A 21,611-nucleotide genomic window follows, 5' to 3' on the forward strand; every position below is an offset into this window, starting at 1 on the left:
CCTCGTGGGGGTTCAGTTCCGGGAGTCATCGGACCGCTCCTCCCCGGTCGATTCGGTCTCGGGCCGGTTCTTCGCGGCCAGCTCCGACAGCGCGGCCTTCAGCGCTTCGACGTCACGGGCCCAGGCGAGCACCACGGTGCCGTCGTCCAGCTCAACCGGCAACTCGTCGTACTTCCGCGGCACCGACCAGCCACCGCCGAGAACGCGCGTCCCGACTGGCGCGCCGACGTCGGTCACCGACGCGATTCGCTCGGCGGCCAGCGTCTCACGCCCTTGCCGCAGCCCCTCGGTGGTGACCTCGAGCGAAAGGAACCGTCGTCGCGCGTAGACCCAGGGCAGCGTCAGCACGCACAGCGCGGCGCCGATCAGCACCCACCCGACCACGTGCACCGGGCCGCCGGTGGCCAGTTCGGCGAGCGCGCCCAGCAGCGCGAACAGCGGGCCCCAGATCAGCGCCGACCAGCCGACACCGGCCTCGGAGTACAGCGTCCTGGCCGCCATTACAGAGTCTTGCCAACCTTCGGGAAGTAGTCCGCGACCTTCGGCAGGTACAGCAGGATCAGCATGACGACCAGCGCCAGCGAAGCGGCGAGCGCGAAGATGCTGCGGGTCACCCCGAGTTCGAACACGATGCCGAGCACCGCCAGCAGCGTCGCGATGCTGCGCGCCGACCGCGTGCCCTCGCGGGCCTTCCAAGCGAACAGGACGAGCAGGCTGGCGAAGCACACCGCGCCGATCAGCAAGGACCAGACGAAAAAGTTCGCGGTGGACTGAGCCTCCTCAAGGGTAAGCGGGTGGCCGGGCTTCTGGGGCTGCTTCATCATCGCGTCGACGAGCTGCTGCTTGAACGCGAAGGTGACGACTTGCCCGACCACCACAATCACCGCCCCGACGATGGCGAGCACGAACGCGGCGTGCACCTCCAGCGGCGGCTTGGCCTTCGGCGCGGACTCCCCTGGCAGCATCGGATCCGGCGCACGACCGCGCTTGCGGCGTTCGTCGTCGGTGAGCCCGGCGAACTCGTCCGGGTTCACCTCGGCTGGCTTCGGGGTGTTCTCGTCCTTCTCGACCACCCGAAAGACCCTACCCGGGCTCAGTCCAGCCAGGCCGCGGCCTCGGCCGCCCAGTAGGTCAGGATCAGGTCCGCGCCCGCGCGGCGGATGGAGGTGAGCACCTCGAGCACGGTGCGCTCGCGGTCGAGCCAGCCGTTCGCCGCGGCCGCCTCGACCATCGCGTACTCGCCGGAGATGTTGTACGCCGCGACCGGAACCGGGGAAATGTCGGCCGCCGCATTGATGATGTCCAAATAGGACAGTGCGGGCTTGACCATGACCATGTCCGCGCCCTCGGCGAGGTCGAGCTCGAGTTCGCGCATCGCCTCGCGCGCGTTGCCGAGGTCCTGCTGGTAGGTCTTGCGGTCGCCCTTGAGCTGCGAATCGACAGCCTCGCGGAAAGGCCCGTAGAAGGCGCTGGCGTACTTGACCGAATAGGCGAGGATCGCGGTTTCGCTGTGCCCGACCTCGTCGAGCGCCCGGCGGATCACGCCGACCTGGCCGTCCATCATCCCGCTCGGCCCGAGCACGTGCGCCCCGGCTTCCGCCTGCGCGACGCCCATGTCCGCGTACAACCGGAGCGTGGCGTCGTTGTCGACCACGCCGTCCGCGTCGAGGACGCCGCAGTGCCCGTGGTCGGTGAACTCGTCCAGGCAGGTGTCGGCCATCAGCACGGTGGAATCGCCGAGTTCGCTGCGCAGATCCCGGAGCGCGACGTTCAGGATGCCGTTCTCGTCCACCGCGCCGGAGCCCTGCGCGTCCCGCTTCTCCGGAATGCCGAAGAGCATCAGCCCGCCGACCCCGGCGTTGACCGCCTCGACCGCGGCCTTGCGAAGCGTGTCGCGAGTGTGCTGAACGACGCCCGGCATGCTGGCGATCGGCCGCGGCGCGTCGAGGCCCTCGGCCACGAACATCGGCAGGATCAGCTGCCGTGGCCGCAACGTGGTCTCGCTGACCAACCTGCGCATTGCCGGAGTAGTACGAAGCCTGCGGGGTCGCTGCTCAGGGAACACACACCCAAGGTACTCCCGCACTCAGACAATCTCCCCGGCGAGGGCACTCGCACTCCCCGGCGAGGGCACTCGCGAAGCCCCGAGGCACCCACACCTCCCCCGCACCCCGATACGAAGCCAAAAACGCGGCGCGGGGGTGCTTGTCAAGGCATCTTTCCCGCCTTGACAAGCACCCCCCGCGCCGTCGTCCCACTCAGCTTCGGGGTGCCACCCACGAGGCCCGGGCGCAATGTCGCCGCCAGGCGACGAGCCGCCCCAGCCGCCACGAACCCCAGCCGCCACGAACCTCAGCTACGCCGAGTCCGCTTCGCCTTCCGAGGCGGCGGCAACGCACCCTCCGCCCGAAGCCGAGCCGCGTGCTCGGCAAGCGCGTCCACCAGATGCGGCACATCCGCCTTCTCCGGCTGAACGTCCACCCGCAGACCGAACTCCACCGCGGTCTCGGCAGTCTTCGGCCCGATGCACGCGACCAGCGTGCGCGTGTGCGGCTTCCCGGCGATGCCCACCAGGTTCCGCACGGTCGACGACGAGGTGAAGCAGACCGCGTCAAAACCGCCGGTCTTGATCATCTCGCGGGTCTCGGCGGGCGGCGGCGCGGCCCGGACGGTCCGGTAGGCGGTGACGTCGTCCACTTCCCAGCCGCGTTCGACCAGGCCGGCCGACAGGATCTCGGTGGCGATGTCCGCACGCGGCAGCAGAACGCGGTTCACCGGGTCCAGCACGTCGTCGTACGGCGGGAACTCGGCCAGCAGACCCTCGGACGACTGCTCGCCGGTCGGGACAAGCTCCGGGATGATGCCGAAGGAACGCACCTTCGCCGCGGTCGATTCGCCGACGCAGGCGATCTTCACGCCGGAGAACGCGCGGGCGTCCAGGCCGAACTCCTCGAACTTCTCCCACACCGCGCGCACCGCGTTGGTGGAGGTGAAGACGATCCACTGGTACCGGCCGTCGACCAGGCCCTTGACCGACCGCTCCATCTGCGCCGGGCTGCGCGGCGGCTCGACGGAAATCGTCGGCACCTCGTGCGAGGTCGCGCCGTGGCCGCGAAGCCGCTCGGCCATCTCGCCCGCCTGCTCCTTGGTGCGCGGCACCAGGACCTTCCAGCCGTACAGCGCCCGCGACTCCCACCAGGACAGCTTCGAGCGCTGCCCGGCGGCCTGCCCGACCGTCACGACCAGCGGGCCGACCAGCTCGCCCGCGTCGTTCGCGACCGAGGCGAGGGTGGTGTCCAGCGTGCGCTGGGTGTTGATGGTGCCGTTCGCGGTGACCGCGACCGGGGTGGTCGGCGGCAGCCCCTTCTCGGTCAGCTGGCTCGCCGCCTCGGCCAGGTGCGCCGAGGTCGCGTGCAGCACGATCGGGCCGGGGACCGCGGCCAGCGCGCCCCAGTCGACCTCGCCGCGGACGTCCGCCTCGGTGTAGGTGCCGCCGAGCGCGACACCCGCGTACGCCGGCACCGCGGTGCCCGGCGCGACACCCGGGATGACGTCGAACACAGCCGAGGTGCGGGCGACGGCCTGGACCTCGGCCACGACGGCCGGGCTGGTCAGCGGGTCGCCGGAGACCAGCCGCAGCGCGAGCCGGCCTGCCTTGGCCTCGGCGGTCAGGTCCTTGGCGACGTCGGACGGTTCGCCGACGGCGGGGCGGACCTCGGCGGTCGGAGCCGCGAACGCGAGCACGCTGGCCGGCACGTCCGGGTCGGTCACCACGACCTCGGCCTTGGCCAGGAGTTCCTGGGCGCGGACGGTGAGCAGCCCGGCGTCCCCGGGGCCCGAGCCCACGAAGGCGACGCGCCCGGCGGTCTTGCGAGCAGGGGTCATCGTTGGTGTTCTTCTCCTCTTGGGCGGCCGGTGCTCCGGCCGCTGGTGTCGGGCAGGTCGTGCGGGTCGGTGACGGCTGGCGTCACAGCGCGGGGCCGAGCAGCGCCCCGGCTCCCAGGTCAAGCAGTTCGGCGGCCAGTTCCCGGCCGAGCTTCTCCGCCTCGCCGATCCCGGCGATCGCGGACGCCCGCACCATGTCGACGCCGCCGTTCTCGCCTTCGACGGCAGCGGTGCCGCGCAGCGAGATGCGCTCCACCACCGCGCCCTCGTCGTCGAGGTCCTCGACGATCTCGGCGAGCGCGCCCACCGGCGCGCTGCACCCGGCTTCGAGCGCGGCGAGCAGAGCCCGTTCGGCCGTCACCGCGACCCTCGTGCTCTCGTCGTCCGCCGCGGACGCGAGCAGGTGCTCGACGTCCACGTCGGCGGCCCGGCATTCCAGCGCCAGCGCCCCCTGCGCGGGGGCGGGCAGCATCTGGATCGGGTCGAGGGTTTCGGTGATCTCGTCCACCCGGCCGACCCTGGCCAGTCCGGCACGCGCGAGCACAACGGCATCCAGCTCGCCGTCGGTCACCTTGCGCATGCGGGTATCGATATTGCCTCGAATCGGCACGATTTCCAAACCGAGACCCAGCGCGCGCAGCTGCGCCATCCGCCGGGCCGCTCCGGTGCCGACCTTCGAGCCCGGCGGAAGCTCGCCGAGGGTGAGGCCGTCGCGCGCGATGAGCGCGTCGCGCGGGTCCTCGCGCGGCGGCACGGCGGCCAGCACGAGGCCGGGTTCGGGTGCGGTGGGCAGGTCCTTGTACGAGTGCACGGCGACGTCGATCTCGTTGCGCAGCAACGCTTCCCGCAGCGCGGAGGTGAACACGCCGACGCCGATCTGCGAGATCGGGGCGCTGGAGAGGTCGCCCGGCGTGGTGACGGTGACGATCTCCACCTCCGCCCCGGTGGCGCGGATGGTGTCGGCGACGATGCCGGTCTGCGCGAGGGCGAGCTTGCTGCCCCGCGTGCCGATGCGAATGACTCTGGTCACTTACCGCTTCTTCTCGGATTCCGGCGCTGTCGGGCTCGCCACGGCCGCAGGAGCCTGCGGGTCGAGGCAGAACAGTTCCCGCAACGCGTTGGCGTAGTCGGTGTCGGCCGTCTCGGCGGCCAGCTGCTTGACCCGCACCGTCGGCGCGTGCAGCAGCTTGTCGACCACCCGGCGAACCGTGCGGCCGACCTCTTCGCGAACCTGGCTGTCGAGTTCCGGCAGCCGGTTGTCCAGGCGGAGCAGCTCCGCGTCCACCACCTCGGCCGCGCGCCTGCGCAGCGCGGTGACCGTGGGCGTGACCTCGGCACTGCGCTGTCCGGCGAGGTACTCGCGCACCTCGTCGAGCACGATGCCGTTGGCTTTGGCGGTCTGCCGCTCGGTGGTCGGGGCCCCGGCGTCGCGCATCCGGCGCTGGATCGTCTCCAGGTCGACCACGGTGACGTCGGCGAGTTCGGCGACCGCGGGGTCGACGTCCTTCGGCAGCCCGAGGTCGCAGACCACCAGCGGACGTCCGGCGCGCGCGGGCACATGGCCGGCGAGGAACACCGCGTCCTGCGCCCCGGTGCACGCCACGACGAGGTCGGCGAGTTCGACCGCGGCGGCCAGGTCGGACAGCGGCACCGACCGGGCCGGGATTCCCTCGGCGACGACCTTCTCGGCCAGCCGGACGGCGTTGGCTTCGGTGCGGTTGGCGACGGTGATCTCGGCGATCCCGGCCTTGCGCAGCTGCGACGCGGTGAGCGCGCCCATCGAACCGGCCCCGACGATCAGCGCGTGCTTGCCCGCGATGTCCCCCGCGGCGGCCAGCGCCTCGGACACGACGGACGCGCCGAGCTGGTCGAGCCCGGTCTCGGAGTGCACGCGCTTGCCTACGCGCAGCGTGGTCTGGATCAGCTCGTGCAGCGTGCGGCCGACGGTGCCGGCGTCGCGCGCGGTCGCGTACGAGGCGCGCACCTGGCCGAGGATCTGCGTCTCGCCGACCACCATCGAGTCGAGGCCCGAGGCGACGGAGAACAGGTGCTCGACGGCCGCGCCGGCGTAGTGCACGTACAGGCTGTCGTACAGCTCGGCGGGCTCCATCCCGGCCTTGCGGGAGAGCACCTCCGAGACGTCGTTGACGCCGCCGTGGAACGTCTCGACCACGGCGTAGACCTCGATGCGGTTGCACGTCGAGACGAGCATGACCTCGCTGATGTGCTCCGCCTGCTGCAGGTCGTGCAGGACCTTGGTCAGCTCGTCCGCGGGGATCGCCGCACGCTCGAGCGTGCCGAGATCCGCACTGCGATGGGAGAGCCCGACCGCCAACACGCTCATTCAGCGCACCACCATTCCGAGACCGCCGTCCGTACCGGCGCCGTTTCGTCCGCCGCCGCTGCCATTGTCGGCTGGTCGGCCCGTGCCGGGTAACCCGGTATTTCCCTGGTTTTCCCCGGCGGCGCCCGCGCTGGCCGCGCTGTCGGCGCGCCGAGCCACGTGGAACGAGAGGATCTGCAGCTCGACAGCCAGGTCGACCTTGCGGACCTCGACGTGTGCCGGTACCTGAAGCACTACCGGCGCGAAGTTGAGGATGCACTGGACGCCGCCTGCCACCAGCCTGTCGCACACCGACTGCGCGGCGGTAGGAGGTGTGGCGATGATCCCCACGGAAATCTCCCTTTCGGAGCAAACGCGAGGAATGTCGTCCATGTGGGAGACCGGCAGGCCGCCTACGGGCACGCCGATCAGGTCGGGGTCGAGGTCGAAGAGCGCCTCGACCGGGAAGCCGCGGCCGGGGAAGCCGCCGTAGTTGGCGAGCGCGTGGCCGAGGTTGCCGATTCCGACCACCGCGACCCGGTGCTGGCGAGTGAGGCCGAGGATGCGCTCGATCTGGCTGACGAGCACCTGCACCTCGTAGCCGACGCCGCGGGTGCCGTAGGAGCCCAGGTAGGAGAGGTCTTTGCGCAGTTTGGCGGAGTTCACGCCGGCGGCGGCGGAGAGTTCCTCGCTGGAGACGGTGGTCGCGCCCTGTTCGGCCAAGCCGGAGAGAATCCGCAGGTAGACGGCCAGCCGAGCGACGGCGGCCTCCGGGATCTGCTTCGCGCGGACCGCGGTGTCCTCCGCATCGGAGACGGCGGGCATCTCGGCGGTCGGGGCATTGTCGGCGTCCGGCGCGGTCCGGGAGGCGCGGGCGGGACGGCGGGTGCGGGGTTTCGGCTCGTCCTCGGCGGGGGTTTGGGCCTCGACGGCGGCCTCGGCGGCCGCCCGGCTGGCGCGGCCGTTGCCGGACGCTGCCCGGCCGTTGCCAGCGGCGTGTTCGCCACCGGCCTCCTGACGGCGAACAGCAGTGCGACCGTTGCCCGCGGCATGCTCGCCACCACCGGCGACCTGATCACGACCAGCGGCCCGGCCATTGCCCGCAGCATGCTCTCCACCACCGGCGGCCCGATCACGACCTGCCGCCCGGCCATTGCCCGCAGCATGCTCGCCACTACCGGCGGCCCGCCCGTTCTCCGAGCCGCTTGCGTGACTGGCTTCCGCTGAATTCCCGTTGCGCCCCAAGCCGTTCTCGCTCACCGTAGCTCGACGGCGGCTGCCCGCGGCATGCCGTCCCCCGGACCGGCGCGCAGCTGGCGGGGCGGGTTCGGCGGCGTCGGATTCGTCGCGAGGAGGCGTGCCCGGCGGTTCGGCACCACCGCGCCCACCCCGCTGTGTCACCACGCTGACGTCTCCTCAATCCGGCTTCGTGCCCGCGCTGTCTCCCACCTGCCTGTCCGGCAGTGGAAAACCAACCCTTGACCCCACGGCTTCCGTCCGGTTCGATGCCGGACCTCGCGGGGACGGGTTCCTACGGTAGTCCACTTGTGAACGCATGCACAAAGTCACTGGTCATCCGCATGACCGGGAGCACAACTGAGCCCGCGGCCCACCGGTAACCGCACCACCGCTGACGATCCCGAGTTGCCGTCACCATCGGCCCATCCAGTGGCTGTGCACACACCACCGCGGAGACCGGCCGGACAGTTCCGGCGGGCCGACGCGCCGCAGGAGCGAGCACAGCGCGCCCCAGCCTGCTCCCGAGTCAAGACGTAACCCGTTCGGATGGTCGGTCCGGTTCTCGGCCACGTGGAACAGCTGGCGCGGCTACACCCAATGCGTAGTGACTTGCACACGCAGGAGCAATCAGAAGGAACGTGCCCGTTGAAACAACGAGTCCTGAGGGCAGGAACGTCCACTTTGCTCGGGATTTCACTCCTGGTCCTCACGGGATGCAGTTCTTCCGCCGGAGCCCCGACGAAGAAGATGGGCTCCCAAACGTCCTGCGACCTCATTAGCAGCCAAGACCTCGGCGCAATCCTTCAAACTTCGGTGCCGAAGCCAGAGATGAGCGGGCCGCAGTGTCAGTACTCCACGGCCAACACAGTGACGGTTTCGACGTCTCGCGGGATCCAGTCGGCGAAGGGCGGCTCGGAAGTCACCGTAGAGGGCCAACATGCGACAAGGTCCGAGTTCGCGAAGGGGCAAGGTTGCGTCATGGATGTCCAGCTTGCGGACAACGATCCTCAGCAGCTGTTCTCCGTGGCTATGGTCTTCGGCCCGGACGCCGTCGCCAAATTTGGAGACAAAGCCTGCGACCTGGCAGAAAAGGTAGCGGCGAAGGTCATCCAGTCATTGCCGGGATAACAGCTGCTAGCAGCCGAGCGCGGCTGGGCCTTGCCGAGAGCGGGACCGCGCCCTTCTCGGCCGTCGTCACGGGTCCCCGGCCAACGGTGGTCGCTGCCCCCGGGCTTGGCACGTCGTCAGCGGGACGGATGGCGATAGCGCCGAGTGTTGGCCCACGGACTCGGGGGTTCAAGCCGCCGTGAACGGAACCGTGTGCCACCCGGTCGCGCCGTCCGGGACCGGGTCCGCGCGACGGTCTGTTTGCGTGTAACCGGACTGGTCCGTCGCCCGCACCGTCACCGTGTGGCTGCCTGGCGGCACCGGCACCTCGGCCCACCACATCCGCCAGGTGTCCTTGTTGACCTCGGCTGACAGGGTCGCCGGGAGCCACGCGCCTTGGTCCACGCGCACTTCGACCTTCGCGATCCCGACGTGCTGTGCCCACGCCGTCCCCGCCACGCGGACCCGGCCCGCGCGCACCGACGTTCCGCTGGCCGGGGCGTCGATCCGCGATTCGGTCTTGATCGGGGCCTGCTCCGCCCAGCCGCGCTGCAGCCAGTACGCCTGCCGCGCGTCCCAGGTCGTGAACTCCAGGTCGGTGACCCATTTGGTCGCCGAGACGTACCCGTACAGCCCGGGGATCACGATCCGCGCCGGGAATCCGTGCTCGACCGGCAGTGCCTCGCCGTTCATGCCGATCGCGAGCATTGCGCCGCGCGCCGGGTCCAGCGCGACGTTGGCCGGGGTGCCGCAGGTGAACCCGTCGACGCTGGTCGCGTACATCTGCTGGGCGCCCGCGTGCACGCCCGCCGCCTCCAGCAGGTCGACCAGGTCCACGCCGATGAAGTTCGCGGTCGAGATCAGGTCTCCGCCGACGTCGTTGGATACGCAGGTGAGCGTCACGGTCCGTTCCACCAGCGGGCGGTTCCGGATGTCCGCGTAGGAGAAGCTGACCTCGCGGTCGACCATGCCGTGGATCTTCAAGCTCCAGTCCTCGGCCCGCACCTGCGGCACGACGAACGCGGTGTCGATCCGGTAGAAGCTCGCGTTCGGCGTGATGAACGGCGGCGAGCCGAGCTTGTGGAAATCCGCGTCCGGCGGCACCGGTGGGGCCTTCCGCGCAGCGACCAGCGGCCCGATGGACGCGCGGGATCCGGCCGCGCTGCCGGTGGTGGACACGACCTCGCCGACGATCGCCGCCACGCCCGCGCCGGCCGCGAGTCCCGCGCCGCGCTGCAATACCTGGCGACGGCTGAGTCCTTGCCGCGGTTCGGTTTCCGGCGGCAGCGCGCATTTGTGCAGCCAGCCGAACACCAGCAGCGAAGCGCCCAGCGACAGCACCGGAGCCAGCAACGCGAGCTGGCCGACGTCCGTGCGCTCGAACACCGCGAAGATCCCGAACGCGCCGACCACGAGCACCAGCAGCTGACCCGGCAGCGGACGGCGGCGCGAAAGCTGTCCGGCCAGCACCGCGAAACCGAGCAGCACCACGGCCAGGCCGATCTTGAGCACGGTCTTGTCGGCGGTCCCGATGGTCTGCTCCGCCCACACCACGACGGCGTGCGGGCTGTGCGCGATCACGAAGTCCGCGACCGCGACGAACGGCGACGCGTTGTACCCGACAAATCCGGCGACCAGGTGCCCCACGCCCAGCGCGACAGCCAGCGAGACCAGCCCGATGAACGTCGCGATGCCCAGGGACAGGCGCGGCCGGGCGGCGGGCGGAGCTTCTTTCAACGCATTCACCCCACCATCTTCGGCGGGTCCGGCCCGGACAGGCCCGTCCAACGCGCTTACGGGTTGCTTACCGCAGTGCCGCGCGCAGCCGTTCTTCTTCGACGCGCCAGTACCCGTGCTCAACCCCGTCGATCAGGATCACCGGCACCTGGTCGCCGTACTCGGCCTGCCATTCCGGGTCGCTGTCGACGTCCGCGGTCTCCCACGGCACGCCCAGCTCGCCGCAGATCCGCGCGACGTCCGCCTCGGCCACGTCGCACAGGTGGCACCCTTCGCGGCTCATCACGGTCACTTTGTGCACAGCACCACCTTATGCTCGTGAGTGTTGATCACGGTTCTAACCGTGATCAACACTCACGAGGCCGTCAGCGCAGCTTCAGCCGCCGCAGCTTCCCGGTCGCCGAATGCGGCAACGTCTCGGCGAACTCGACGGTGTGCGGCACCTTGTATCCGGCGAGGTGCGCGGCGCACTGGTCCACGACCTGCTGCTCCGACAGCGCCGCGCCTTCGGCAGGCACCACGACCGCCTTCACCGCTTCGCCGCTGCGCTCGTCGACCACACCCACGACGGCAGCCTCGACCACCTCGGGCAGCTGCGAGATCACTTCCTCGACCTCGTGCGGGAAGACGTTGAAGCCGTTGACAATGATCAAGTCGTTGGCCCGGTCGACCAGGTGCAGGTCGCCGTCGGAATCGAGGTAGCCGACGTCGCCGGTCCGGAACCAGCCCTCGGCGTCCGGACCGTGCGCGCCGTCCGGCCAGTACCCGGAGAACAGGTTCGCGCCGCGCACCGACACCAGCCCGGTGCTGCCACCGGCCTCGAACACGTCGTCCGGCTCCTCCGGGTCGAGCGGCAGGTCGTCCGCGGACCCGTCGGAATCCACCAGCCGCAGCTCGATCCCGGGCAGCGGCCGTCCGACCGATCCGGGCTTCGCGTAGCCGGTGACCAGCGTCGACGTCACCACCGGCGCGCATTCAGTGAGCCCATAGCCCTCGTACACGTCGAGCCCGGCGGCCTCGCGGATCGCCGCGAGCACCTTCGGATGCAGCGGCGCGGCACCGGACGTCAGCCGTTTCACAGTCGCCAGGCCGCGGGCCAGTTCCTCGGGGCCGAGCGAGGCGAATTCGTTGTACATCGCGGGTACGCCGGCGATCGACGTGACGCGGTGCTCGGCGCAGTCTTGCAACGTCCGCCGGGCCTCGAAGCGTTCGGACAGCACCAGCGTCGCCCCGACCGCGGTCGCCATCAGCAAACCCGGGCCGAGGCCGTAGACGTGGAAGAGCGGGATCGACACCAGCACCCGGTCGTCGTGCTCGGTCACTCCGTCCACTTGGGACAGCTGCTCGAGGTTCGCCAGCAGCGCCCGGTGCGACAGCAGCACTCCGCGCGGCGGCCCGGTCGTGCCGGAGGTGTACGAAACGACCGCGATGTCCTCGCCGGAACGGCCGAGGTCGACCGGGTCGCCCGGCTCGTCGCCGCGCGGCGGCAGGCCGGTGATGCCCTCGGGCAGTTCGGCGTCGTCGCGCTGGACCACGCGTTTCGCGCCGCAGTGCTCCAGCAGCCGCTCCAACTCGGGCGCGGGGGCCTGCGGGGACAGCGGCACGGCGATTCCGCCCGCGCGCAGCACGGCGAACAGGGCGACCGCGAAGTCAGCCGAAGTCGGCAGCCGCAGCACCACCGGGTCGCCCGGCGCGACGCCGGAGGAGACCAGCCGGCGTGCTTGCGCGTGCGCCGCTTCGTCGAGCTGTCGCCAGGTCAGCGTGGCACCCGTGCCCGTCTCGACGATCGCCGTGCGGTCCGGCCAGCGGCTGGCCGCGTCGGTGAGCAGGCCGGCTACGCCATGGGCGGTGCTGATCCGGTCCACCCCCACCCCTCTCGTTCCGTTGCGAATTCGTCATCTTCTCACCCGTAATGGGGATGCCGCGCGATCGTCGCACCTCTGCCTGACCGGGACACTACCTACTTCGCGGTAACAACACGTATGCTGCACTGCGTCGCCGGGTGGCGTTGATCACTACCGGGTGACCCGAGCAAGGGAGTCGTCGTGCCGAAGCTGCCGGTCCACGAGGGCGTGGGACACGCGCCGCGGCACGCCCGCACGCCCTCGGGTACGCGCCCGGCCGCACCAGGGACAGCCGGAGGTGCCGCCCGATGACCCGTCCGATCACCCTGTCCGCCGCCGCGCACCGCGGTCCAGTCGCGATGTTCGCCGACCGCGTGTTCGGTTCGTCCGCGGCCGCCGTGCCGCTGTCCAAGGCCGAAGCCGAACCGGACCCCGCCGAGGTCGCCAAGGCCGAGGCGTGGGAGCTGGTGCGCGCCGCGCAGGCTGGCGACTCCTCCGCGTTCGGCCAGCTGTATGACCGGTACGTCGACGTCGTCTACCGCTACGCGCTCTTCCGCCTCGGCGACCGCGATCTGGCCGAGGACGTCACCAGCGAGACCTTCCTGCGCGCGCTGCGCCGGATCACCTCGGTCAGCTACCAGGGCCGCGACGTCGGCGCGTGGTTCGTCACCATCGCCCGCAACCTGATCCTCGACCACGTGAAGTCCAGCCGGTTCCGGCTCGAGGTCGTCACCGACGAGGTCGCCGAACCGGGCGGCGTGCCCGGCGGACCGGTCGGCCCGGCGGCGCAGGCCGGGCCCGAACAGCAGGCGATCGCGGGCGCGACCCGGGCCGAGCTGCTGCGGTGCGTCGCCGAGCTCGGCGAGGACCAGCGCGAATGCATCGTGCTGCGGTTCCTGCAGGGGCTGTCGGTCGCGGAGACCGCGCAGATCATGGATCGCAACGAGGGCGCGGTGAAGGCGCTTCAGCACCGGGCGGTCCGGCGGCTCGCGCAGCTGCTGCCCACCGGCCTGCGTTGATCGTTCAACGAACAGCCGTAACTTTTCCGGCGTCTTAATCGTTTCTCACCCAGACCGGCGGTCAGGGCCGGGCGTTGGGTGAGACGGAGCAGCACCGTGGGCGTGCCCGGGTGGTTTTCGCGTGGTCGGACCGAGAGCGAACGGTTCGACGACGCGATCGATGCTTCCCGCGGCGAGCAGCCGGAGGAGTTCGCCGAAGAGCTGGCCCTCGTCGGCGCGCTGCGCGAACTGGGCCAGGCAGGCCGCCCCGACCCCGCGACCCGAGCACGGATTCGCGCGGAGATCGAAGGCCGTATCGGCGAACCTCTTCCGCGTCGGCGGTGGCGTCCGCGAATGGCCGACCTCGCCGCCGCGGGCATCGCGCTGATCCTCGGACTGGGCGGGCTCACGCTGCTGCTTTCGCGAGACGCCCTCCCCGGAGACGCGCTGTACAGCGTGAAGCGAGCGGGCGAAGTCACGTCGCTCGGCCTGACCTTCGGCGACGAAGCCAAGGCCGAGAAGCACCTGAGGTTCGCCGCGAACCGCGTCACCGAACTGGGCCGGATGAACGACGCCGCTCCGGCGGCGTACCAAACCGCTCTGCACGACTTCGGCAGCGACGTCCGCGCGGGCGTGGCCGAATTCACCGAGCTGGCGACCACGAGCGGCAACCGCACCGGGCTGACGTCGCTGGAGTCCTGGGCGCAGAGCCAGTCGCGGCAGCTGGAATCGGAACAGGCCGGGGTCCCGGAGTCCGCGCGTGAGGGCTTCCAGCAGGCCCGCCTCCTGCTCGACCGGGTCCAGCAGCGGACGTCCGCGCTCGGCTCGCGGCTGAGCTGCTACCAGATCACCACCGGCACCACCGACGAACTGGGCCTGCTGCCGGCGCGCGGCGCGTGCACGCAGCAACCGCTGTCGCCCGGCGGTTCCACGCCGAGCAGCCCTCCCCCGGCTCCCGAGTCGAGCGTCCCGCCGACGGACGCCCCGCTTCCGGCGCGCTCGGCGTCGTCGCCGACCGCCAGCGGCAGCCCGAGCACGCCGGCCCCGACACGGACGACCAGCGAGGTCCCGCGCACGCCGACCCCGCCGAGCGTCCCGCCGCCGATCACCGCCCCGACCCCGCCCCGGATCCCGACCCGGCCCGCGCCCCCGCCGGTCGTCTCGGTCCCGCCGCTGGTGCCCGGGCTTCCGCCGATCGTCATCGGCTGACGCCCGAGGTCGGGGAAGGCCCGGCAACCCCTGTCCGAGGTGCTGGCCACATCTCCAACGGGTGAGTCGCACGGTCGCTACCCTGTGCTGCAGGACCCGGTCGGCGTCGTCCGCCGGGACGTGCCCGAACCTGGAGGCGGTGTGCGTGTCAGCTTGGCGTGGCAAGGATAAGAGTCAGGAACTGGAGCGGCTCGCCACGCTCGCCGGAGAAGCGTCGGCGGAGGCCGCGTCCTCTTCGGCGCAGCTGGCGACGACGGTTCCGCCCGCGCCGCCGGACCTCACCGCGGGCGCGTTCTTCGACGTGGACAACACGATGATGATGGGCGCGTCGATCTTCTACTTCGCCCGCGGGCTGGCCGCGCGCAAGTTCTTCACCTCCGCCGACCTCGCCGGTTTCGTGTGGGACCAGGTCAAGTTCCGCATCGGCGGGCGCGAGAACAAGGCCGACATCAAAACCCACCGCGAGCGTGCGCTGTCCTTTGTGGCCGGTCGCACGGTCGAGGAGCTCACCACGATGAGCGAGGAAATCTACGACGAGCTGATGGCGGACAAGATCTGGTCCGGCACCCGCGCGCTCGCGCAGATGCACCTCGACGCGGGCCAGCGCGTGTGGCTCGTCACCGCGACCCCGATCGAACTCGCCGCGATCATCTCGCGCCGGCTCGGCCTCACCGGCGCGCTCGGCACGGTCGCGGAAACCAAGGACGGGGTCTACACCGGACGGCTGGTCGGCGACATGCTGCACGGCCGCGCGAAAGCACACGCGGTTCGCGCGCTCGCGTCGCGGGAAGGCCTGAACCTCAAGCGCTGCACGGCTTATTCGGATTCGCAGAACGACGTCCCGATGCTGTCGGTCGTCGGCACCGCGGTCGCGGTCAACCCGGACAGCGGCCTGCGGGAAGTCGCCCGCGCCCGCGGCTGGGAGATCCGCGACTTCCGCACCGGCCGCAAAGCCGCCCGCATCGGCGTCCCGTCGGTGCTCGGCGCGGGCGCGGTCGCGGGGGCGGTCGCCGCGGGGATGGCCTACCGCCGCCGCTGATCCTGATCAGTCGAGCACCTCGGTCGCCTCGACCCTCCGCCGATCCGGTGCTCGGCCACGGCGCGCAGCTGCCCGGGTGAAGCTCAGCCGCGGAAAACGCTGCGCCGCTGGGAAAGCCGGCCGTAGAGCGAGTGCTGGATCGACTCGCGCACCTGGTCGGTGAGCGTGAACACCAGCATCGGGTCGTCGACCGCGTCCGGGCCGTAGTCGTCGGTGCGGATCGGCTCGCCGAACTCGATGCTCCACTTCGTCGGCAGCGGCACCGCGCCGAGCGGGCCCAGCAGCGGGAAGAACGGCGTGACCGGGAAGTACGGCAGCCCGAACAGCCGCGCCAGCACCTTGAGCTCGCCGATCTTCGGATACGTCTCCTCCGCCCCGACCACGGACACCGGGATGATCGGCACGCCCGCGCGCATCGCCGCGGACACGAAGCCGCCGCGGCCGAAGCGCTGCAGCTTGTACCGCGCGGAGAACGGCTTCCCGACGCCCTTGAACCCTTCCGGCCACACGCCGACCAGTTCGCCGTTGGTCAGCAGGCGTTCGGCGTCGGCGTTGCAGGCGAGCGTCTGCCCGGATTTGCGCGCGAACGACCCCACCAGCGGCAACTTGAACACCAGGTCAGCGCCGAGGCCGCGCAGATGCCGTCCGCCGGTTTCGTCGTGCACCGCGACCGCGGTCATCAGCGCGTCGAGCGGCAAGGTGCCGGAGTGGTTGGACACCAGCAGCGCGCCGCCCGCCTTCGGCAGGTTCTCGACGCCGAAGGTGTCGACGCGGAACCACTTCTCGTACAGCGCGCGCAGCGGCGGCAGCACGAGCGTGTCAGTGAGCTCGGAGTCGAAGCCGAACTCGTCCACCTCGTAGTCGCCGGTGAGCCGATGGCGCAGGAACGTGAGCGCGCTCCGCACCGACTCCGAGAGCGGATCGGCGACGGGCTCGCGCACCGGGCCGGACGGCTGCGCCGGGAACTCGACGACCGGCGCCTCGGCGCGCGGCTCGGGTTGCGCGGGGATCTCAGCCGGCTTCTCCCGGCCGGGTCCATGCAGCGGAATGACCTGTGCCTCGGCACCGTTCACGGGATTCGCCTCACTTCCGGCCCTCGTCGCGGGGTTCATCGGCGCGCCTGTCCGGTGGCGGCGGCCTCGAGCACCTTGCCGGCCAGCCCGGCCAGCGCACCGCCGTCGAGCACCGGACGCAGGCCGCGGCCGGCCACGTAGTCGTCGAACGCCTCGCGGGTGGTCCAGCGGGGCGTGTACCCGAATTCCTTCTTGAGCTTCGTGATGTCGACCGCGCGGCCGAAGTTCAGCAGCCGCACCTGATCGGCGGAGAAATCGACCAGCCGCGCGCCGCGCAGCAGCTTCCCGACCGACGGCACCACGGCGCGCGGCATCGGCAGCCCGACCCGGCCCGCCCGGCGGATCGCCTGCGACAGCGTGAGCACGCCCTCGGAGGCGACGTTGAACACGCCCGGCCGCTCTTCCAGGGTCGCCATTTCCAGCACTGACAGCGCGTCTGAACCGTGCACCAGCTGCAGCCGGGAGTCGTACCCGAAAACCGTCGGCACGACCGGCAGGGAGAAGTACCGGGCCAGCACGGTGTCGACCTCGGGGCCGATGATGTTCGCGAACCGCAGGAGGGTGATCGTCAGATCCGGGCGGCGGCGGGCGAGGCCGCGCACGTAGCCCTCCATCTCCACCGCGTCCTTCGCGTAGCCGCTGGACGACGGCGGGATCAGCTCCGAATCCTCGGTGAACACCGCCTGCGAACGAGCGCCCGCGCCGTACACCGCGGCGCTGGACTTCACGACGAGCTTGCGCACTTTCGGCGCGCGCTGGCACGCCGCCAGCAGCCGCATCGTGCCGATGACGTTGACTTCCTTGACCGCCGCGCGCCGGCTCGGCCCGGCCGGATGCGCGGTGCACGAGGTGTGCACGACGGTGTCCACCTCGGCGCTGCTGATCACCTTCGCGATGAGCGGATTGCGGATGTCGGCGCGGACGAACTCGGCGCGGCCCATCCGCTGCTGGATGTCCTTGGCAGGCGGGGCGGTGTCGACGCCGATCACCCGCTCGAGATCCGGATGGGCGCCGAGCCGGGCGAGCAGCTTCCCGCCCAGTTCTCCGGCGACCCCGGTGACGAGCACGATGTTCGAGGCCATGGAACTCCCTGATCGGCAGCAGTGCGGCAAGACGGAATGATCACTCGGGGTGCGCGAACCTGCACTCGCTGAAAGCATCGCGCTGATGCCCCCGCCATGTTACCGGCCTCGGACGACCTTCTGACCAGCGCTTACCTGGTTTTAACAGCGACGTCCGGATTGCGATACGCACCTCACTCGATCGGGCGCACCAGGGCCCGAACATGAGTGTGGCCCGTCCAGAGACTGGACGGGCCACGAAACGCTAGCCGCGCGGACGGCTCACTTGCCGGCCTTGCGCCGCTGCACGCGCGTACGGCGCAGCAGCTTGCGGTGCTTCTTCTTCGACATGCGCTTGCGGCGCTTCTTGATCACGGAACCCATGGGCGCTCCTCTTGGTCGTCGGTCACGCTGCCCGGCGCAGCGTCCAACGGGTGGAGCGCACAGGCACGAGCGGTTTACCAGGCTACTAGCGTCCCGGCGCGGGCCGGTCGGCGGGCATGGTTTGACGCATGCCCGGCGACCGCCCAGGCCCCGCCCCACCACCGCGCTCAACGAAGCGGCGAGGCCGCGCGGAGCCCTTACCCGACGTCGAAGTAAGCGCCCTGCAGATACTCGTGCACCGCTTTTTCCGGCACCCGGAAGGACTTCCCGACTCTGACCGCGGGAAGTTCGCCCGAATGCACCAGGCGGTACACGGTCATCTTCGAGACCCGCATCAGCGTGGCCACTTCGGCGACTGTCAAAAACTGGACCTGCCCGACCGAGGGCAAATCCTCCTTCTTGTTCGGCGACATGTTTACCGCGTCCTTCGACACGTGTCGCGCCACGAGGCTTCCCCACCTGTGGTATCGACACGCACGTGCTCTTCCGAGGGTAGCGGGACAGGTGGGACTCGTGCGACGCCTGTCACCAGGATGGGCCCTCACCTGGGGCTTCGCTTAGCCCAGACGGCGGAGCACTGTCCGGTTTGCCGGGATCCGCCGATCGGCCCGCCACGGCGTCAGGACGATCGGCGGCTCCCCGCGATCAGCTTTCGTGGGCGCGGCCCAGCTCCTCGGACCGGTCGCGGGCGGCCTCGATCGCGTCGAGCAGCGCCGCGCGCACGCCGTGCTTCTCCAGCTCCCGGATCGCGTTGATGGTCGTCCCGGCCGGGGACGTCACCGCCTCGCGCAGCAGCACCGGGTGGTCCTGGCCTTCGGCGAGCATCTTCGCCGCGCCGACCGCCGACTGGATGATCAGCTGCCCGGCCAGCGCGCGCGGCAGGCCGAGCAGGATGCCCGCGTCGATCATGGCCTCGACCAGGTAGAAGAAGTACGCCGGACCGGATCCGGAGAGCGCCGTGACCGCGTCCTGCTGCCGCTCCGGCACCTCGACGACCTGGCCGACGTGCGACAGCAGCTCCTTGACCGTAGCGAGGTGCTCCGGCGTCGCGTGCTTGCCGGGTGAGATCGCACTCATCGCCTCGCCGACCAGCATCGGAGTGTTCGGCATCACGCGGACGACCGGGACACCCTCGGCGAGACGGCGCTCGTACAGCGCGGTCGGCAGTCCCGCGCACAGCGAGACGACCAGCGACGACGTCCCGAGCAGCGGGGCCAGTTCGTCCAGCACCGGCTCGATGTCCTGCGGCTTCACCGCCACCACGAGGATGTCCGCCCGCCGGGCCGCGTCCGCGACGGTCGCCGCTTTCATGCCCGGGTAGCGCGTCTCCAGCTCTCGCGCCCGCTCCTCGTACCGCTCGGTGAAGAGCAGGTCGCCTGGCGCGTGGCCGCCGTTGAGCAGCCCCGACAGCAGGGCTTCGCCGATCTTTCCCGCACCCAGCACCGCGATCACACTCATGCCGCCGCCTCCGTGAGGAGTTTCACGCTGGTTGCCCTGGAGGCGACGCCATGAATAACGATGATTCGCTTGCACGCTGCGCTCATGCGCTTCAGCGTGCCAAACCCGGCTCAGCCGCCCGGTGCCGGGGCGAGCGCCAGCTGCCGCACCTGCGCGACGAGACGGCCCTGCGCGTCCACGACGGTCGCGTCCGAGTCGAACCACGGCTCGTGCACCGAGCGCGCCTCGACGAGGATCCGCAGCCAGCCCGGGGCCGGGCGGGTGCGCAGCAGCGAGGTCATCTGGACGGTGGGGGCCCAGCCGTGCCTGCCGAGGTTCGCCACCACCGGCGGGTTGAGGTCCCCGGCCAGCAGCGCGAAGTACGCGTCGGGCTGGCCGGCCCGGGGGCGCGCCCACATCCGCAGCCGGGGCGGGTCGCCGGTGCGTCCGGACAGGAATCCCGCGGTCGCCGGGTCCAGCCGCACGTCGCAGGCGGCGGACAGGTGGAAGGGGCCTTCCGGGGTGTCCTTGCCGACCTGCGGCGCGCTCGACGGCGGTTCGGCGGGCATTTGCGGCACGTCGGTCCATTCGGAGCGGCGCATCGGCAACCGGCCGACCGTGATTCTCGCCTCGACGCAAGCCCGTCCGCGCTGTTCGAGCGACACCGCGACGACCGACACCCGGCGGCCGACCTTGCGCACGTCGGCGCGCAGCAACACCGGGCCGAGCGCGGGTGCGTGCAGGAATTCGGTGCTCACCGCGAGCGGGTCGACGGTCGCGTCCCCGCGTTCGTGCAACGCCGCGGCGGCGGTTTTTGCCAGCAGTGCCACCAAGAATCCGCCGTGCGGATGGACACCGATCGCCCATTCCGCACGCAACGTCGCGGTGAACGTGCCGTCCCCGAGCGACCGGACTGCGGTGGCCGCGTCGAAGGCGGTCGCGGTGTCGTCGGCCGCGCTCACGGACGACCGGCCACGGCGATACGGCGCGTGGGACCGGGTCCGGGGAATTCTGGAGACGGCGATGGCAGCGAGGTCACGCCCGCACTTTACGGTGCCTGGCCGCCTTTGCGAGCCGAGCCGGGCAGGGACCGCCCGGACAGCCGAGCAAGATCACCCGCGCATCATTGCCCGAGATGCAACCGGGCGAACAACAGCGCCTCAGCCAACGCCCGAGCCCGCGACGCCGCACCCGTCGCGTGCCGCGTGTTGACCTCCAGCACCACCTGGCCGGAAAAGCCATCGCTGACCAGCTTCTCCAGCAACTCGGCTGCCCGCCATGGCCCGGGATCGACGGAATCGCAGCTCCTGAACGGGCAGATCAACCGCGGAACACACAGCCCTACCCGCGGCCAGACGACCAGCCACTCGCCTTGTCTTGACCCCCGCACCACCTGGCCGGATACGCCGTCGATGACCAGCTTTCCAGCGCGACTGCCGGACCATGCCCACAGATCACTGCCCGAGATGCAACCGGGCGAACAACAACGCCTCAGCCAACGCCCGAGCCCGCGACGCCGCACCCGTCGCATGCCGCGTGTTGACCTCCAGCACCACCTGACCGGAAAAGCCATCGCTGACCAGCTTTTCCAGCAACTCAGCGCACGGCTGCCCGCCATGGCCGGGGATCAGGTGCTCGTCCTTCGGAATGCCAGTGCCGTCCGCCAAATGGACGTGACTCAATCCCGCGCCCATCCGGTCGGCGAGTGCCAGCGCGTCCATACGCGCCGCAGCCGAATGCGACAGGTCCAGGGTGTAGTGCCGGAATCCGACGTCGGTGGGGTCGATCGAGGGCCGAAATGCCGACACGCGCGCGTCGCGCGAGCCGCCGGGCGGGCGGACCTTGAACATGTTCTCCACCGCGACGTCGACGCCGCTGGTGTCCTCCAGTTCGTCGACGAGATCGCCGAACGCGTCACCGTAGCGGCGCTGCCAGCGAAACGGCGGATGCACCACGACCGTGCGCGCGCCGAGTTCCAGCGCGGCGTCCACGGACCGGCGCAGCCGCACCTCCGGGTCCGGCGACCAGATCCGCTGCGTGATCAGCAGCGACGGCGAATGCACGGACAGCACCGGCATCCCGGTGCGCTGCGACCAGCGCCGGATCGCCGAAACGTCCTGGCTGATCGGATCGGCCCACACCATGACCTCGACGCCGTCGTAGCCGAGGTCCGCGGCCAGCTCGAACGCCGCGCCCGCGCGCAGCGGCCAGACCGACGCAGTGCTCAAACCCACCGGGACGGGCGCGCTCTCAGTCACGCGCCCATCCTGCCCCA

At 70.8% G+C, this 21,611-nt stretch carries 22 protein-coding genes and 1 pseudogene; 5 read left to right on the top strand and 18 right to left on the bottom strand.

Features of this window, described 5'->3' with window-relative positions:
* Window positions 1-12 precede the first annotated feature (12 nt).
* The 7 genes from ATK30_RS15240 to ATK30_RS15270 form a co-directional block, all read right to left on the bottom strand.
* On the bottom strand, window positions 13-501 hold the full coding sequence (locus tag ATK30_RS15240) for a hypothetical protein (protein ID WP_101436160.1): 489 nt from the start codon (window positions 499-501) through the stop codon (window positions 13-15).
* Window positions 501-1,073, bottom strand: coding sequence for a hypothetical protein (locus tag ATK30_RS15245; RefSeq protein ID WP_101436161.1), 573 nt, complete (start codon window positions 1,071-1,073; stop codon window positions 501-503). Before ATK30_RS15245 ends, ATK30_RS15240 begins: the two co-directional genes overlap by 1 nt.
* Before the next feature lie 20 nt (window positions 1,074-1,093).
* Complete coding sequence (gene hemB / locus ATK30_RS15250; RefSeq protein ID WP_101436162.1) at window positions 1,094-2,065, bottom strand: porphobilinogen synthase; 972 nt, start codon at window positions 2,063-2,065, stop codon at window positions 1,094-1,096.
* A 287-nt stretch (window positions 2,066-2,352) separates the two neighbouring features.
* Window positions 2,353-3,885 (bottom strand): bifunctional uroporphyrinogen-III C-methyltransferase/uroporphyrinogen-III synthase, encoded by a 1,533-nt coding sequence (locus tag ATK30_RS15255; RefSeq protein WP_101436163.1) that lies wholly within the window; start codon window positions 3,883-3,885, stop codon window positions 2,353-2,355.
* A gap of 82 nt (window positions 3,886-3,967) precedes the next feature.
* Window positions 3,968-4,915 carry a hydroxymethylbilane synthase gene (gene hemC, locus ATK30_RS15260; protein WP_167441917.1) on the bottom strand — a complete coding sequence of 316 codons (948 nt, stop codon included), beginning with the start codon at window positions 4,913-4,915 and terminating at the stop codon, window positions 3,968-3,970.
* Window positions 4,916-6,229, bottom strand: a complete 1,314-nt coding sequence (locus ATK30_RS15265) for a glutamyl-tRNA reductase (RefSeq protein WP_101436164.1) — start codon at window positions 6,227-6,229, stop codon at window positions 4,916-4,918.
* Complete coding sequence (locus ATK30_RS15270) at window positions 6,230-7,033, bottom strand: redox-sensing transcriptional repressor Rex (RefSeq protein WP_101436165.1); 804 nt, start codon at window positions 7,031-7,033, stop codon at window positions 6,230-6,232. It lies immediately after the preceding gene.
* A 93-nt stretch (window positions 7,034-7,126) separates the two neighbouring features.
* Here ATK30_RS15270 and ATK30_RS15275 point away from each other — a divergent pair, with 93 nt between their 5' ends.
* Both ATK30_RS15275 and ATK30_RS45035 read left to right on the top strand, forming a co-directional pair.
* Complete coding sequence (locus tag ATK30_RS15275) at window positions 7,127-7,435, top strand: hypothetical protein (protein WP_143271380.1); 309 nt, start codon at window positions 7,127-7,129, stop codon at window positions 7,433-7,435.
* 990 nt (window positions 7,436-8,425) lie between these two features.
* Window positions 8,426-8,575: a hypothetical protein gene (locus ATK30_RS45035; RefSeq protein WP_158242471.1), complete on the top strand. Its 150-nt coding sequence runs from the start codon at window positions 8,426-8,428 to the stop codon at window positions 8,573-8,575.
* 168 nt (window positions 8,576-8,743) lie between these two features.
* Here the strand turns inward: ATK30_RS45035 and ATK30_RS15285 are convergent, their stop codons facing one another.
* The 3 genes from ATK30_RS15285 to ATK30_RS15295 form a co-directional block, all read right to left on the bottom strand.
* On the bottom strand, window positions 8,744-10,300 hold the full coding sequence (locus ATK30_RS15285) for a molybdopterin-dependent oxidoreductase (protein ID WP_101436168.1): 1,557 nt from the start codon (window positions 10,298-10,300) through the stop codon (window positions 8,744-8,746).
* A gap of 58 nt (window positions 10,301-10,358) precedes the next feature.
* Window positions 10,359-10,574, bottom strand: coding sequence for a glutaredoxin family protein (locus ATK30_RS15290; RefSeq protein WP_101440844.1), 216 nt, complete (start codon window positions 10,572-10,574; stop codon window positions 10,359-10,361).
* Between the two features lie 82 nt (window positions 10,575-10,656).
* Window positions 10,657-12,162, bottom strand: a complete 1,506-nt coding sequence (locus tag ATK30_RS15295) for an AMP-binding protein (protein ID WP_101436169.1) — start codon at window positions 12,160-12,162, stop codon at window positions 10,657-10,659.
* Between the two features lie 281 nt (window positions 12,163-12,443).
* Between ATK30_RS15295 and ATK30_RS15300 the strand changes: the two genes are divergently transcribed.
* The 3 genes from ATK30_RS15300 (at window position 12,444) to ATK30_RS15310 (ending at window position 15,381) form a co-directional block, all read left to right on the top strand.
* Entirely contained in the window at window positions 12,444-13,154 is a 711-nt protein-coding gene (locus tag ATK30_RS15300) for a sigma-70 family RNA polymerase sigma factor (protein WP_416332698.1), read from the top strand.
* A gap of 96 nt (window positions 13,155-13,250) precedes the next feature.
* Window positions 13,251-14,342: a DUF5667 domain-containing protein gene (locus ATK30_RS15305; RefSeq protein ID WP_167441918.1), complete on the top strand. Its 1,092-nt coding sequence runs from the start codon at window positions 13,251-13,253 to the stop codon at window positions 14,340-14,342.
* A gap of 130 nt (window positions 14,343-14,472) precedes the next feature.
* A complete protein-coding gene (locus ATK30_RS15310) occupies window positions 14,473-15,381 on the top strand; it encodes an HAD family hydrolase (protein ID WP_167442178.1) in 909 nt (302 codons plus the stop codon).
* Window positions 15,382-15,464: 83 nt separating this feature from the next.
* On the opposite strand, the gene ATK30_RS15315 is transcribed toward ATK30_RS15310, so the two are convergent.
* The 8 genes and pseudogenes from ATK30_RS15315 to ATK30_RS15350 form a co-directional block, all read right to left on the bottom strand.
* Complete coding sequence (locus ATK30_RS15315; protein ID WP_101436171.1) at window positions 15,465-16,493, bottom strand: lysophospholipid acyltransferase family protein; 1,029 nt, start codon at window positions 16,491-16,493, stop codon at window positions 15,465-15,467.
* A complete protein-coding gene (locus ATK30_RS15320; protein WP_101436172.1) occupies window positions 16,490-17,536 on the bottom strand; it encodes an NAD-dependent epimerase/dehydratase family protein in 1,047 nt (348 codons plus the stop codon). The genes ATK30_RS15315 and ATK30_RS15320 overlap by 4 nt, the downstream gene beginning before the upstream one ends.
* 261 nt (window positions 17,537-17,797) lie before the next feature.
* Window positions 17,798-17,899: a 30S ribosomal protein bS22 gene (locus tag ATK30_RS15325; protein ID WP_007030867.1), complete on the bottom strand. Its 102-nt coding sequence runs from the start codon at window positions 17,897-17,899 to the stop codon at window positions 17,798-17,800.
* A gap of 197 nt (window positions 17,900-18,096) precedes the next feature.
* Window positions 18,097-18,312, bottom strand: a complete 216-nt coding sequence (locus ATK30_RS15330) for a helix-turn-helix domain-containing protein (protein ID WP_101436173.1) — start codon at window positions 18,310-18,312, stop codon at window positions 18,097-18,099.
* 232 nt (window positions 18,313-18,544) lie between these two features.
* Entirely contained in the window at window positions 18,545-19,357 is an 813-nt protein-coding gene (gene proC, locus ATK30_RS15335; RefSeq protein WP_101436174.1) for a pyrroline-5-carboxylate reductase, read from the bottom strand.
* Window positions 19,358-19,467: 110 nt separating this feature from the next.
* A complete protein-coding gene (locus ATK30_RS15340; protein WP_101436175.1) occupies window positions 19,468-20,298 on the bottom strand; it encodes a thioesterase family protein in 831 nt (276 codons plus the stop codon).
* Between the two features lie 161 nt (window positions 20,299-20,459).
* A pseudogene (locus tag ATK30_RS15345) lies at window positions 20,460-20,606 on the bottom strand (sugar phosphate isomerase/epimerase); the annotation flags it as partial.
* 184 nt (window positions 20,607-20,790) lie between these two features.
* Entirely contained in the window at window positions 20,791-21,594 is an 804-nt protein-coding gene (locus tag ATK30_RS15350; protein ID WP_101436177.1) for a sugar phosphate isomerase/epimerase family protein, read from the bottom strand.
* Window positions 21,595-21,611 lie beyond the last annotated feature (17 nt).

The organism is Amycolatopsis echigonensis (assembly GCF_002846615.1).
Taxonomy (GTDB): domain Bacteria; phylum Actinomycetota; class Actinomycetes; order Mycobacteriales; family Pseudonocardiaceae; genus Amycolatopsis; species Amycolatopsis echigonensis.

Excerpts from the sequence above, each read along its gene's own strand:
- ATK30_RS15270 (WP_101436165.1), bottom strand. The coding sequence starts at position 7,033 with ATGCCCGCCGTCTCCGATGCGGAGGACACCGCGGTCCGCGCGAAGCAG.
- ATK30_RS15320 (WP_101436172.1), bottom strand. The coding sequence starts at position 17,536 with ATGGCCTCGAACATCGTGCTCGTCACCGGGGTCGCCGGAGAACTGGGC.
- ATK30_RS15255 (WP_101436163.1), bottom strand. The coding sequence starts at position 3,885 with ATGACCCCTGCTCGCAAGACCGCCGGGCGCGTCGCCTTCGTGGGCTCG.
- ATK30_RS15240 (WP_101436160.1), bottom strand. The coding sequence starts at position 501 with ATGGCGGCCAGGACGCTGTACTCCGAGGCCGGTGTCGGCTGGTCGGCG.
- ATK30_RS15300 (WP_416332698.1), top strand. The coding sequence starts at position 12,444 with ATGACCCGTCCGATCACCCTGTCCGCCGCCGCGCACCGCGGTCCAGTC.
- ATK30_RS45035 (WP_158242471.1), top strand. The coding sequence starts at position 8,426 with ATGGATGTCCAGCTTGCGGACAACGATCCTCAGCAGCTGTTCTCCGTG.
- ATK30_RS15290 (WP_101440844.1), bottom strand. The coding sequence starts at position 10,574 with ATGAGCCGCGAAGGGTGCCACCTGTGCGACGTGGCCGAGGCGGACGTC.
- ATK30_RS15330 (WP_101436173.1), bottom strand. The coding sequence starts at position 18,312 with ATGTCGCCGAACAAGAAGGAGGATTTGCCCTCGGTCGGGCAGGTCCAG.
- ATK30_RS15265 (WP_101436164.1), bottom strand. The coding sequence starts at position 6,229 with ATGAGCGTGTTGGCGGTCGGGCTCTCCCATCGCAGTGCGGATCTCGGC.
- proC (WP_101436174.1), bottom strand. The coding sequence starts at position 19,357 with ATGAGTGTGATCGCGGTGCTGGGTGCGGGAAAGATCGGCGAAGCCCTG.
- ATK30_RS15325 (WP_007030867.1), bottom strand. The coding sequence starts at position 17,899 with ATGGGTTCCGTGATCAAGAAGCGCCGCAAGCGCATGTCGAAGAAGAAG.
- ATK30_RS15315 (WP_101436171.1), bottom strand. The coding sequence starts at position 16,493 with ATGAACCCCGCGACGAGGGCCGGAAGTGAGGCGAATCCCGTGAACGGT.